The following is an 11,589-nucleotide window of genomic DNA, read 5'->3' on the forward strand; positions in this document are numbered from 1 at the left end:
CTTTAAAGAGTTTACCGATGCGCGTTCGCCCCCTGCTGCTTGCCTCCCTGATTTCCTCCATCGTTATTCCCGCCTTCGCACAACAACAAGCTGCCGACGGCGAATTGCAGTCGGTCGTTGTCACCGGCACCTATGCCAAGAACCGCCGCACCGTCGATACCGAATCGCCGGTCGACATCATCGGCGCGCGCGAGCTGCAGGCCAGCGGTTCGACCGAACTGGCCACCGTGCTGGGCCGCGTGCTGCCATCGCTGAATTTCCCGCGCCCTTCCGGCGCCGACGCCAGCGACGCCGTGCGTCCGGCGCAGCTGCGCGGCCTGTCGCCGGACCAGGTGCTGGTGCTGGTGAATGGCAAGCGCCGTCATGCCTCCGCCGTGGTCAACGTCAACGGCACGCAGGGACGCGGCTCGGCGCCGGTCGACCTGAACGCGATTCCGCTGTCTGCCATCGACCATATCGAAGTGCTGCGCGACGGCGCCGCCGCGCTGTATGGCTCGGACGCGATTGCCGGCGTGATCAACATCATCCTGAAAAAAGGCGCGGCCGGCGGCGATGCCGAAATCGGCTTCGGCGAGTACCAGGAACGCGACGGCAAGCAAGTCTCGCTGCGCGGCTCGGCCGGCTTCAATCTCGGCGAGGACGGCTGGCTGCGCCTGGCGGTGGACGCGGCCGACCGCGATCCGACCAACCGCGCCGGCGCCGACTTCCGCTTCCCGACCGACCCGCGCTACGGCAAGGTCAACCAGCGCTTCGGCGATCCGGAAACCAAGCCGCGCACGCTGTTCGCCAACAGCCAGTACCGCGTGAGCGACGACATCGACTGGTACGCCTTCGCCAACTACGGCCAGCGCAAGACCTCGGCCGCCGCCACCTGGCGAAGCTTCGGCCGCTCGACGATCTTCCCGGAGGGCTTCCTGCCGCTGGAAAACAGCACCTCCACCGACACCTCGCTGGCGACCGGCCTGCGTGGCGAGGCCAGCGGCTGGCGCTGGGACCTGAGCGCCAACTACGGCAGCAATGAATTCGAACTCGACCTCGACAACACGGTCAACCTGTCGCTGCTCGCCGCCAGCCCGACGCACTTCTACGCCGGCAAGCTGAAGAACACGCAGACGCTGCTGAACTTCGACATCGCCCACGAATTGCCGGTGGACGGCTTCAGCGGCCCGCTGACGGTGGCGCTGGGCGCCGAATACCGCCGAGAAAAATACGAGATCGGCGCCGGCGACGAAGCCTCCTACAGCGGCAGCGGCGCGCAGGGCTTCTCCGGCTTCCGTCCGGTGAACGCCGGCAGCAACGACCGTCACAACGTCTCGGCTTACGCCAACTTCGAAGCGGAAATCACCAAGCAGTTCTCAGCCTCGGCCGCGCTGCGCCACGAACGCTACAGCGACTTCGGCAACACCACCTCGGCCAAGGCATCGACCCGCTACGCCTTCAACGACGCGGTATCGCTGCGCGCGACCGCCTCGTCCGGCTTCCGCGCGCCGTCGCTGGCGCAGCAGTTCTACACCATCACCACCACCAATTTCTCGGTGGTCAATGGTGTCAACACGCCGATCGAAACCGGCACCTTCGCGGTGGGCAGCGCGGCCGCCGCCGCATTGGGCGCGACGCCGCTGAAAGCGGAGAAAGCCCGCAACTACAGCCTCGGCCTGCAATTCCAGCCGACCCGCAACTGGACCGCCTCGATCGACGCCTACCGCATCGACATCGACGACCGCGTTGCGCTGTCGGCCAACATGACGCTGTCGCCCGCGCTGCAAACCGTGCTGGCGACGCAAGGCCTGCTGGTGGGCGCCGGCCGCTACTTCACCAACGCCATCGACACGCGCACCACCGGCGTCGACATCCTGAGCACGTATCGCTGGGAAGCCGGCAGCGCCGGGCGTTATGACTTCACCGCCGCCTACAACCACAACAAGACTGCACTGGAACACGTGAATGCGAATCCGGCGATCTTGACGGCCAACGGCCTGACCTTGATCGATCGCCAGACCATCAACCGGCTGACGGTGGGTTCGCCGAAGGACAAGTTCAGCCTAGCGACCGACTGGTCGCTGGCGCAATGGGGAGCGCGCGCGGTGGTTACGCGTTACGGCAGCTTCACCGTACCGCAGAACAACGCGACGCTGGATCAGAACTACAATCCGCAATGGGTGCTGGACCTGTCGGCCAGTGTCAAGCTCGGCCAGAACTGGCGCTTGAGCGTGGGGGTGGACAATGTAACCGACCGTTATCCGGACAAGGTCACGTCGGCGAGTAATCTCAACAACAACGGCATCAACCCCTACAGCGGATTCGCGCCGAACGGATTCAATGGCCGGTACTACTACGCCAAGGCTGGTTATACCTGGTGATCGCTACCCCGGCCTTGCCGGGGTTAGCGTTGCGGCTCAAGCGGCCGTCAGTCGCTTCAGTTGCGTTTTTGCTGGCGGTGGGTTTCCCGCCAGCTTGAACACGCTAACCGCCTGCGCCAACAAATCCGCCTGATCACGCATGCTCTGCGCCGCCGCAGCAGCCTGCTCCACCAGCGCCGCATTCTGCTGCGTCACATCATCAATCGACACAATGGCTTGATTGACCTGCTCGATCCCCGTGCTCTGCTCGCTGCTGGCGGCGCTGATCTGATGCATGATCTCCGCCACCTGCTTCACCGACTGCACAATGCTCTGCATGGTCGCCCCGGCCTGATCCACCAGCGACGAGCCCGCATCCACCGTCTCCACCGAACGCCCGATCAATTCCTTGATCTCCTTGGCCGCCGACGCCGATCGCTGCGCCAGGTTGCGCACCTCGGACGCCACAACCGCAAAGCCCCTGCCTTGCTCACCGGCGCGCGCCGCTTCCACCGCCGCATTCAACGCCAGGATATTGGTCTGGAACGCAATCCCGTCAATCACGCTGATGATGTCCACAATCTTGCTCGAACTCTCCTTGATAGCCCCCATGGTGCTGACCACCTCGCCCACCACCTTCCCGCCCTTGGTCGCATAATCGGACGCCGCCAGCACCAGCTTGGTGGCTTGGCGCGCATTCTCGGCATTCTGCGACACGGTGGACGTCAGTTCCTCCATCGACGACGCAGTCTCTTCCAAACTCGAAGCCTGCTGCTCCGTGCGCGACGACAAATCGAGATTGCCGCTGGCGATTTCATTCGAGGCGGTGGTGATGGTGTCCGTCCCCGAGCGCACCTGCCCCACGGTACGCGCCAGCGAATCGTTCATGTCGATCAGCGCGCGCAGCAGTTGGCCGGTTTCATCGGTGGTGTTGCACTCCATGCGCATGGTCAAGTCGCCGCCGGCCACCGCCTGTGCCATGCCCACCGCGCGGTTCAATGGCTGCGTGATGCTGCGCGTAATCCAGAACAGCACCCACGCCGCGAGCGCGGAAGCCAGCACCGTCAGCATCACCATCATGTTGCGCGAGCTGGTATAGGCCTGCTCGGATACCACGCTGGCATCCTCCACCGCCGCCGTCTGGAACTTGACCATGTCGGTCAGCGCGTTCATGTACGCGGTCTGTTCCTTGCGCACCGTGCTCAGCAAATACTTGATCGCTTCGTCATGCTTGCTGCCGTCCGCCGACATGGCAACGAAAGCGTTCTGCACCACCAGGTATTTTGCGCCGGTGTCGAGCACGACCTGCAGCTTGGCCTTGCTTTCGGTGCCCTCGTCGTCGGCGATCAGCTTGCCCAGCTTGTCGAGGCGCTCGGTGTTTTCCACCTTGCGCTTGTCCACCCGCTCCAGCTCCGCCTTGATCACGGCCGGGTCGTTGGACAGCATGGCGTTGCGCATGGCGCGGGCGATGTCGTTCAGGCCGCCGATGGTTTCATATGCGAGGATAACCTTGGGAACTTTGTCGATGGCGAGATCCTTGGTGTTGTTGTTCAACTTGCCAAGATTGCCTATCCCTACCACGGCGATGCCGATCATGAAGATGATAGCCACGCCCAGACCGGCTGCCAGGCGGTAGCCGATTTTCCAGTTGCCGATGCCCATATTCGTACTCCCCGGAGTTGGATGCCCGGATTTAGTATATGGTCATTTGATCATGCAATTAGGAAAAATTTTGGGAACTGTCATGCCGCCGCCACACTTGGTGGCGGCGGCATCGGATCAGGAGAGATCCCCGCCGTTGAGGGCGGCGTCGATGTCGGCGCGGGTCAGGTCCGGCGCGAATTCCTGGATGAAGTGGTAGGCGTAGGAACGCAGATAAGCCCCTTTGCGCACCGCCAGACGGGTGGTGTTCTGCGCGAACAGATGCGACGCTTCCACCGCGCGCATGCCTTTGTCGCGGCCATGGTCGAAGGCCATCGAAGCGACGATGCCCACGCCCAGGCCCAGCGCGACGTACTGCTTGATCACGTCCGAGTCCATGGCGGTCAGCACGATGTCCGGACGCACGCCGGCTTGCGCGAAGGCGGCGTCGATGTGGCCACGGCCGGTGAAGCCGACGTCATAGGTAATCAGCGGGAACTCGGCCAGGTCTTCCAGCTTGATCGGCGAGCGCGCCAGCAACGGGTGGCCGTCCGGCACCACGATGATGTGGCTCCAGCGGTAGCACGGGAACGACACCAGGTCCGGGAACTGCGACAGGCCCTCGGTGGCGATGCCGATGTCGGTCTTGCCCGACAAGATCCACTCGGCGATGTGCTCCGGCGCGCTCTGCTGCAGGGCGATGCGCACGTCCGGATAGGCGCTGCGGAAGCTCTGCACCACTTTCGGCAGCGCATAGCGCGCCTGGGTGTGGGTGGCCGCCACGCTCAGCGTGCCGCTTTGCTGGCCCGTGTATTCCAGGCTGGCCTGCTGCAGGTTCTCGGCCTCGATCAGCAGGCGGTCGATGATCTTCAGGATGCCCTTGCCCGGCTCGGTCATGCCGGTCAGGCGCTTGCCGTTGCGTTCGAAAATCACGACGCCCAGTTCATCTTCGAGCTCGCGGATCTGGCGCGACACGCCAGGCTGAGAGGTGAACAGGGCATTCGCCACTTCGGTCAGGTTGTAGCCGCGACGGGCGGCTTCGCGGATGGACCGCAGCTGTTGAAAATTCATATGGAAGCTCCTTCGTCCACGAACACGCGCAGACGTTTCGGACGCACCACCAGCGTGTCGCCTTCTTTCAGGCCCAGGCTGCTGAAGCGTTCATTGGGGATGACGGCTTCGATCAGCTCGGCGTTGTCGCCGCGCTCCAGATCGAGCTGCGCCAGTGGACCGATCGCGTGGGCGCGGCGCAGCGTGACGACGATCCCTTCCGCGCCCGGCGTGTAGCGGTCGACGTCCAGTTCGTGCGGACGCACATAGGCCGTGCCCTTGCCTGCCGCAGCCGGCTGGCCCGGCACGTCGAAGCTGGCTTCGCCGGTGGCCAGCACGCCGTCCTGCACGCGGCCGTGGAACACGTTCACATTGCCCAGGAAGCCGTACACGAACGGCGAGGCCGGGTGGTTGTAGACCTCGTCCGGGGCGCCGATCTGTTCGACGTTACCCTTGTTCATCAGCACCACCTGGTCGGCTACTTCCAGCGCTTCTTCCTGGTCGTGGGTAACGAAGATGGAAGTCACGTGCAGTTCGTCGTGCAGGCGGCGCAGCCAGCGACGCAGTTCCTTGCGCACCTTCGCGTCCAGCGCGCCGAACGGTTCGTCCAGCAGCAAGACACGCGGCTCAACCGCCAGCGCGCGCGCCAGGGCGATACGCTGGCGCTGACCGCCCGACAGCTGCGGCGGATAGCGGTCTGCCAGCCAGTCCAGCTGCACCAGCTCCAGCAGGTCTTTCACCTTGCGGCGGATCTGGTCTTCCGACGGACGCTCGGCGCGCGGTTTCACGCGCAGGCCGAAAGCGACGTTTTCAAATACGGTCATGTGCTTGAACAGCGCGTAGTGCTGGAACACGAAGCCGACCTGGCGCTCGCGCACGTGGCGGGCCGAGGCATCCTGGCCGTCGAGCAGCACCTGGCCCGAGTCCGGATGCTCCAGGCCGGCGATGCAGCGCAGCAGCGTGGTCTTGCCGCAGCCCGACGGGCCCAGCAGCGCGGTCAGCTCGCCCTGCGGAAAGTCCAGCGACACATTGTTGAGGGCGACGAAATCGCCGAAACGCTTGTTGATGTTTTTTACTTCGATCGTCATGGTATTACTCCGTAGTGCGCACGTCGTCGGCGATGGATTCGTTCAGGCGCCAGGCGATAAAGGTTTTCACAACCAGCGTCACCAGGGCCAGCAAGGCCAACAGGGACGCCACGGCAAAGGCGGCGGCAAAGTTGTATTCGTTGTAGAGGATCTCGACCTGCAGCGGCATGGTGTTGGTCTCGCCACGGATGTGGCCGGACACCACCGACACCGCGCCGAACTCGCCCATGGCGCGGGCGTTACACAGGATCACGCCGTACAGCAGGCCCCACTTGATGTTGGGCAGCGTCACGCGGCGGAAGGTATCCCAGCCCGAAGCGCCCAGCACGATGGCGGCTTCTTCCTCTTCATTGCCCTGCACCTGCATCAGCGGGATCAGCTCGCGCGCCACAAACGGGAAGGTGACGAAGATGGTGGCCAGCACGATGCCCGGCACCGCGAACAGGATCTTGATGTCGTGCTCTTGCAGCCATGGACCGAGCCAGCCCTGCGCACCGAACAGCAGCACATAGATCAGGCCCGAGATCACCGGCGACACCGAGAACGGCAAGTCGATCAGCGTCAGCAGAATGCTCTTGCCACGGAACTCGAACTTGGCGATACACCACGATGCCGCCACGCCGAACACCAGGTTGAGCGGCACGGCGATGACGGCCGTGATCAGGGTCAGCTTGATGGCCGAGATGGCGTCGTCTTCGAAGATGGCGGCGCTGTAGGCGCCCCAGCCTTTGCGCAGCGCCTCGAAGAATACCGAGACCAGCGGCACGAACAGGAACAGCGTCAGGAACAGCAGCGCGACGATGATCAATACGATACGCACCCAGCCCGGCTCCAGGGACTTCGGCGCGGACGGCAGTTCGCCGCGACGCACGGTGGTGGTTGGAACTCCGCTCATCTTATTTCCCCGACTTTCCGCGAGCCCAGGCTTGCAACAGGTTGATCCCCAACAGCAGCAGGAAGGACACCACCAGCATCACGGTGGCGATCGCGGTGGCGCCGGCGTAGTCGTACTGCTCCAGCTTGGTAATGATGAACAACGGCGTGATCTCGGACACCATCGGCATGTTGCCGGCGATGAAAATCACGGAACCGTATTCGCCGGTGGCGCGCGCGAAGGCCAGCGCGAAACCGGTCATCAGCGACGGCAGGATGGTCGGAAACACCACGTGGCTGAAGGTCTGCCACGAGTTCGCGCCGAGGCTGGCGGCGGCTTCTTCGAGCTCGCGTTCAGCGTCTTCCAGCACCGGTTGCACGGTGCGCACCACGAACGGCAGGCCGATGAAGGTCAGCGCGATCACCACGCCGAGCGGCGTGAACGCCACCTTGATGCCGAGCTCGCCTTCGATGAAGCGGCCCAGCCAGCCATTGGCAGAATACAGCGCGGTCAGGGTGATGCCGGCGACTGCGGTCGGCAGCGCGAACGGCAGATCGACCAGCGCGTCGACGATGCGCTTGCCGGGGAATTCATAGCGCACCAGGACCCAGGCGACGATGCCGCCGAAGATGACGTTGATGAAAGCGCCGATCAGCGAAGCGCCGAACGTCAGCTTGTAGGAAGCCATCACGCGGGCCGACGTCACCGTGGTCCAGAACGCATCCCAGCTCATGGTGAAGGTCTTCAGGAACACAGCCGACAGCGGGATCAGGACGATCAGCGTCAGGTAGAAAATCGTAAATCCCAGCGATAGCCGGAAACCCGGCATGACCCGGAACGGAGCGCCCTTCACGGCAACAGGTGCCGTAGCGGGCGCAGCGAGAACTGCAGACATATATGCTCCCTTATTACAAATCCTTCTATAAGGGCTGCATATTCTCATCAATGCTTCATATTACAAACGAAGCATTAGTCATTTGGTTAGATGTTTCAGCTATATACCAGCTTGGCCGCAACTGCTACCAGGGTGACAGCAAGGATTCCGCGCAGCAATCGTTCAGGCACGGCGCGGGCGGCGTAGGCGCCGATGGTGATGCCTGGAACGGAACCGACCAGCAAGGTCAACAGCAACATCCAATCGATCGAACCAAGCCACCAATGGCCGATGGCGGCGATGGCGGTCAGGGGCACGGCGTAGGCGATGTCGGTGCCGGCCACTTCGGCGGCGGTCAGGCGCGGATACAGCATCACCAGCAGGGTGGCGCCGATGGCGCCGGCGCCGATCGAGGAGATGGTCACCAGCACGCCGAGCACGGCGCCGGAGACGATGGTGGCGGTGTGCAGCGCCCTGCCCTGCAACTGGCGTTCGGGATGGGCGGTGATCCAGGCCAGCATCTTGGCGCGGAACAGCAGCGCGACCACGGTCAGCATGACCGAGCCGGCGATGGTGTAGCGGATGATCTGGCCCATCTCTTTGCTGAGGGTACCGAAGTATTTAAGGCCGAGGCTGGCGAGCAAGGCGGCAGGCAGCGCGCCGAGGCAGAGGCGGCGCACGATGTCCCAGTGGACCGTGCCGCGCATTCGATGGGTGAAGGTGCCGACGCCCTTGGTGAGCGAGGCGAAGGCCAGGTCGGTGCCAACGGCAACGGCCGGCGTGACACCGAACAGCAAGGTCAGGAGCGGAGTCATCAGCGAACCACCGCCGACGCCGGTCATGCCGACCAGCAGGCCCACCCCAAACCCAGATGCGACAAAAAGCAAATCCATAAGCTTCCCCAAAGTAGGCCCGAAGGGTAACTACTTTGAGGAAAGATCCAAACAACGGAAAACTTATAAGCTTATTTGTTCGGTTGTGGCGTCACGCGCAGGTATGGGCGTGGCGAGCTGAAACCTTTTGGATATTTTTGCTTCAGTACTTCCGGATCTTGCACGGTCAGCGGGATGATCACATCATCGCCATCTTTCCAGTTGCCCGGGGTAGCCACGGTGTAGCCGTCGGTCAGTTGCAGCGCATCGATCACGCGCAGCACTTCGTCGAAGTTGCGGCCGGTGCTCATTGGATAGGTGATGCTCAGGCGAACCTTCTTGTTCGGGTCGATCACGAACAGGGTGCGCACGGTCGCGGTGGCCGACGCTTCCGGGTGAATCATGTCGTACAGCGTCGCCACTTTGCGGTCCGCATCGGCGATGATCGGGAAGCCGACCACGGTGTTCTGGGTCTCTTCGATATCCTTGATCCACGCCGTGTGCGATTCGGCCGGGTCCACCGACAGCGCGATCGCTTTCACATTGCGTTTGTCGAACTCAGGTTTCAGCTTGGCGGTCAGGCCCAGTTCGGTGGTGCAGACTGGCGTGAAGTCCGCAGGGTGCGAGAACAGCACCACCCACGAATTGCCAGCCCACTCATGGAATTTCAGCTTGCCGATCGACGAGTCTTGTTCAAAATCAGGTGCGGTGTCGCCCAGACGAATGGTCATATTGGTCTCCAGAGTAAAAAGATGGTCACAAGGACAAGACGCTATTGTGCGCCTGCTCTGCTAAAAAGTACAAGGTTTCCAATCCCTCGGGCCAGTCGCCAAGGCCGGACTCCGCATTGATATGGCCGAGTGCGCCGCCGTTGATGAAGCGACTATGCCAGCGCCGAGCCCATAATTCCGCGCGCGGCGCGGCCATCCAGGGATCGTTGGTGCTGCCTACCATGATGGAAGGCACGGGCAGCGCCTGCTGCGGCAGCAGCGGCGCCACGTTGAACTTGTCGGGGTCGGCCGGCGCCACCAGCAGCACGCCCACCACGCCGGTGGGATCGCGCGCCACGCTGTGCACCGTCGCCAGCGCGCCGAAGCTGTGGCCGACGATGATGGTCGGCCGGCGGTCCTGTTGCCGTAGCTGGTCGACACGGGCCGACCAGCGCGGCAGGTCCGGCGCTTCCCAATCCTCCTGCTGCACCCGCTCGAAAGCGGGGAACAGGCGTTGCCAGCGGCTTTGCCAGTGGTCCGGTCCGCTGTTGTGCAGGCCGAGCGCGATCAATACGCGCAACTGTTCAAAGACGCCGCGCATGCGATTTACTTCCCGGTAGGCTGGTAGATCTGGTCGAACACGCCGCCGTCCGCGAAGTGGACTTTCTGCGCCTTGGTCCAGTCGCCGGCAACCTGGGCGATGGTGAACAGCTTCACGTTCGGGAACTGGGCAGCGTATTTTTTCGACGCTTTCTCGGTGCCTGGACGGTAGTAGTTCTGGGCGATGATGTCCTGCGCTTCATCGGTGTACAGGAAGTTCAGGTAAGCCTCGGACACTTTGCGGGTGCCGCGCTTGTCGACCACTTTATCGACCACGGCCACCGGCGGCTCGGCCAGGATGGACACCGATGGCGCGACGATGTCGAACTTGGTCGGGCCGAGTTCCTTGATCGCCAGCAGGGCTTCGTTTTCCCAGGCGATCAGCACGTCGCCGATGCCGCGTTCCACGAAGGTGGTGGTGGCGCCGCGCGCGCCGGAGTCCAGCACCGGCACATTCTTGTACAGCTTGCTCAGGAATTCCTTGGCGGTGGCATCGGTGCCGCCCGGTTGACGCAGGGCGTAGCCGTAAGCGGCCAGGTGATTCCAGCGGGCACCGCCCGAGGTTTTCGGATTCGGGGTGATGACGGCCACGCCTGGTTTCACCAGATCGTTCCAGTCCTTGATGCCCTTAGGATTGCCCTTGCGGACCAGGAACACGATGGTCGAGGTGTAAGGCGTGCTGTTGTGCGGCAGTTTTTTCTGCCAGTCGGAGGCCAGCAGCTTGTGCTCGGCGATGGCGTCGATGTCGTAGGCCAGGGCCAGCGAGACCACGTCCGCTTCCAGGCCGTCGATCACTGCACGGCCCTGCTTGCCCGAACCGCCGTGCGATTGCTTGATCTTGACGGTATCGCCGGTCTTGGCTTTCCACTCCTTGGCGAACGCGGTGTTGACGTCCTGGTACAGCTCGCGGGTAGGATCATACGACACGTTCAGCAGCGAAATCTCCGCAGCCATGGCTGGGGCAACTGCGGAAGTCGCGAGGATGGCGGCGGCAATAATTTTTTTGGACAGCATTTGATTCCCCTAGTAGTGAAGGTCTTCAGATTACTGCCGCCCCTTATAAATGAGAACTAAGCTTTTAGCAGTTCTATATACAAGAAAATCATATGAAGCGGTTGTACAGGACGACGGACCACGTGGCGAGCGCCAGCATGCAGGTTAGCAACACGGCGGCGCTGCCGAAATCCTTGGCATTCTTGGACAGCGGATGACGATCCAGCGACACCCGGTCCACCACCGCCTCGATGGAGGAATTAATCAGCTCCACGATCAACACCAGCAGCAACACACCGATCAGCACCAGCTTTTCAAACGCCGACACCCGCAGCACCAGCGCGATGACGGTGCCCACCAAAAACAGACCCACCTCTTGCCGGAAGGCATGCTCGCCCTTCCACGCCGCACGGAAGCCGTCGATGGAATAGAAAAACGCCGTATAGATACGTTTGAGACCGCTTTTGCTCTTGAACTCGCTGATTGGATCCATGATGTCGCCACAAAAAGAATTGCCACATTATGCAGTATTTTCGCTTTTTTCCACA

Annotated in this window: 11 protein-coding genes; 1 reads left to right on the plus strand and 10 read right to left on the minus strand. The window is 62.7% G+C overall.

Annotated elements, in window-relative coordinates:
* Positions 1 to 17: 17 nt before the first annotated feature.
* Entirely contained in the window at positions 18 to 2,360 is a 2,343-nt protein-coding gene (locus ACXZ1M_RS07260; protein ID WP_459052512.1) for a TonB-dependent receptor plug domain-containing protein, read from the plus strand.
* Between the two features lie 36 nt (positions 2,361 to 2,396).
* Here ACXZ1M_RS07260 and ACXZ1M_RS07265 read toward each other — a convergent pair whose 3' ends face one another.
* From ACXZ1M_RS07265 to ACXZ1M_RS07310, 10 genes are all read right to left on the minus strand, one after another.
* Positions 2,397 to 4,001 (minus strand): methyl-accepting chemotaxis protein, encoded by a 1,605-nt coding sequence (locus tag ACXZ1M_RS07265; protein ID WP_459052513.1) that lies wholly within the window; start codon positions 3,999 to 4,001, stop codon positions 2,397 to 2,399.
* A gap of 117 nt (positions 4,002 to 4,118) precedes the next feature.
* Complete coding sequence (locus ACXZ1M_RS07270) at positions 4,119 to 5,051, minus strand: CysB family HTH-type transcriptional regulator (RefSeq protein ID WP_459052514.1); 933 nt, start codon at positions 5,049 to 5,051, stop codon at positions 4,119 to 4,121.
* Positions 5,048 to 6,118: a sulfate/molybdate ABC transporter ATP-binding protein gene (locus ACXZ1M_RS07275; RefSeq protein ID WP_459052515.1), complete on the minus strand. Its 1,071-nt coding sequence runs from the start codon at positions 6,116 to 6,118 to the stop codon at positions 5,048 to 5,050. The genes ACXZ1M_RS07270 and ACXZ1M_RS07275 overlap by 4 nt, the downstream gene beginning before the upstream one ends.
* A 4-nt stretch (positions 6,119 to 6,122) precedes the next feature.
* Entirely contained in the window at positions 6,123 to 7,013 is an 891-nt protein-coding gene (gene cysW / locus ACXZ1M_RS07280) for a sulfate ABC transporter permease subunit CysW (RefSeq protein ID WP_459052516.1), read from the minus strand.
* Position 7,014: 1 nt separating this feature from the next.
* Positions 7,015 to 7,887, minus strand: a complete 873-nt coding sequence (cysT, locus tag ACXZ1M_RS07285; RefSeq protein WP_459052517.1) for a sulfate ABC transporter permease subunit CysT — start codon at positions 7,885 to 7,887, stop codon at positions 7,015 to 7,017.
* Positions 7,888 to 7,982: 95 nt separating this feature from the next.
* Positions 7,983 to 8,759 carry a sulfite exporter TauE/SafE family protein gene (locus ACXZ1M_RS07290; RefSeq protein ID WP_459052518.1) on the minus strand — a complete coding sequence of 259 codons (777 nt, stop codon included), beginning with the start codon at positions 8,757 to 8,759 and terminating at the stop codon, positions 7,983 to 7,985.
* Between the two features lie 71 nt (positions 8,760 to 8,830).
* Positions 8,831 to 9,469, minus strand: a complete 639-nt coding sequence (locus ACXZ1M_RS07295; RefSeq protein ID WP_161015131.1) for a peroxiredoxin — start codon at positions 9,467 to 9,469, stop codon at positions 8,831 to 8,833.
* Between the two features lie 25 nt (positions 9,470 to 9,494).
* A complete protein-coding gene (locus tag ACXZ1M_RS07300; protein WP_459052519.1) occupies positions 9,495 to 10,049 on the minus strand; it encodes an RBBP9/YdeN family alpha/beta hydrolase in 555 nt (184 codons plus the stop codon).
* Positions 10,050 to 10,054: 5 nt separating this feature from the next.
* The gene (locus tag ACXZ1M_RS07305) at positions 10,055 to 11,062 is read right to left on the minus strand and encodes a sulfate ABC transporter substrate-binding protein (protein ID WP_459052520.1); all 1,008 of its coding nucleotides are present in this window, start codon (positions 11,060 to 11,062) and stop codon (positions 10,055 to 10,057) included.
* 88 nt (positions 11,063 to 11,150) lie between these two features.
* Entirely contained in the window at positions 11,151 to 11,534 is a 384-nt protein-coding gene (locus ACXZ1M_RS07310; RefSeq protein WP_459052521.1) for a diacylglycerol kinase, read from the minus strand.
* Positions 11,535 to 11,589 lie beyond the last annotated feature (55 nt).

Source organism: Duganella paludis, assembly GCF_054461335.1.

Excerpts from the sequence above, each read along its gene's own strand:
- ACXZ1M_RS07260 (WP_459052512.1), top strand. The coding sequence starts at position 18 with ATGCGCGTTCGCCCCCTGCTGCTTGCCTCCCTGATTTCCTCCATCGTT.
- ACXZ1M_RS07265 (WP_459052513.1), bottom strand. The coding sequence starts at position 4,001 with ATGGGCATCGGCAACTGGAAAATCGGCTACCGCCTGGCAGCCGGTCTG.
- ACXZ1M_RS07270 (WP_459052514.1), bottom strand. The coding sequence starts at position 5,051 with ATGAATTTTCAACAGCTGCGGTCCATCCGCGAAGCCGCCCGTCGCGGC.
- ACXZ1M_RS07275 (WP_459052515.1), bottom strand. The coding sequence starts at position 6,118 with ATGACGATCGAAGTAAAAAACATCAACAAGCGTTTCGGCGATTTCGTC.
- cysW (WP_459052516.1), bottom strand. The coding sequence starts at position 7,013 with ATGAGCGGAGTTCCAACCACCACCGTGCGTCGCGGCGAACTGCCGTCC.
- cysT (WP_459052517.1), bottom strand. The coding sequence starts at position 7,887 with ATGTCTGCAGTTCTCGCTGCGCCCGCTACGGCACCTGTTGCCGTGAAG.
- ACXZ1M_RS07290 (WP_459052518.1), bottom strand. The coding sequence starts at position 8,759 with ATGGATTTGCTTTTTGTCGCATCTGGGTTTGGGGTGGGCCTGCTGGTC.
- ACXZ1M_RS07295 (WP_161015131.1), bottom strand. The coding sequence starts at position 9,469 with ATGACCATTCGTCTGGGCGACACCGCACCTGATTTTGAACAAGACTCG.
- ACXZ1M_RS07300 (WP_459052519.1), bottom strand. The coding sequence starts at position 10,049 with ATGCGCGGCGTCTTTGAACAGTTGCGCGTATTGATCGCGCTCGGCCTG.
- ACXZ1M_RS07305 (WP_459052520.1), bottom strand. The coding sequence starts at position 11,062 with ATGCTGTCCAAAAAAATTATTGCCGCCGCCATCCTCGCGACTTCCGCA.
- ACXZ1M_RS07310 (WP_459052521.1), bottom strand. The coding sequence starts at position 11,534 with ATGGATCCAATCAGCGAGTTCAAGAGCAAAAGCGGTCTCAAACGTATC.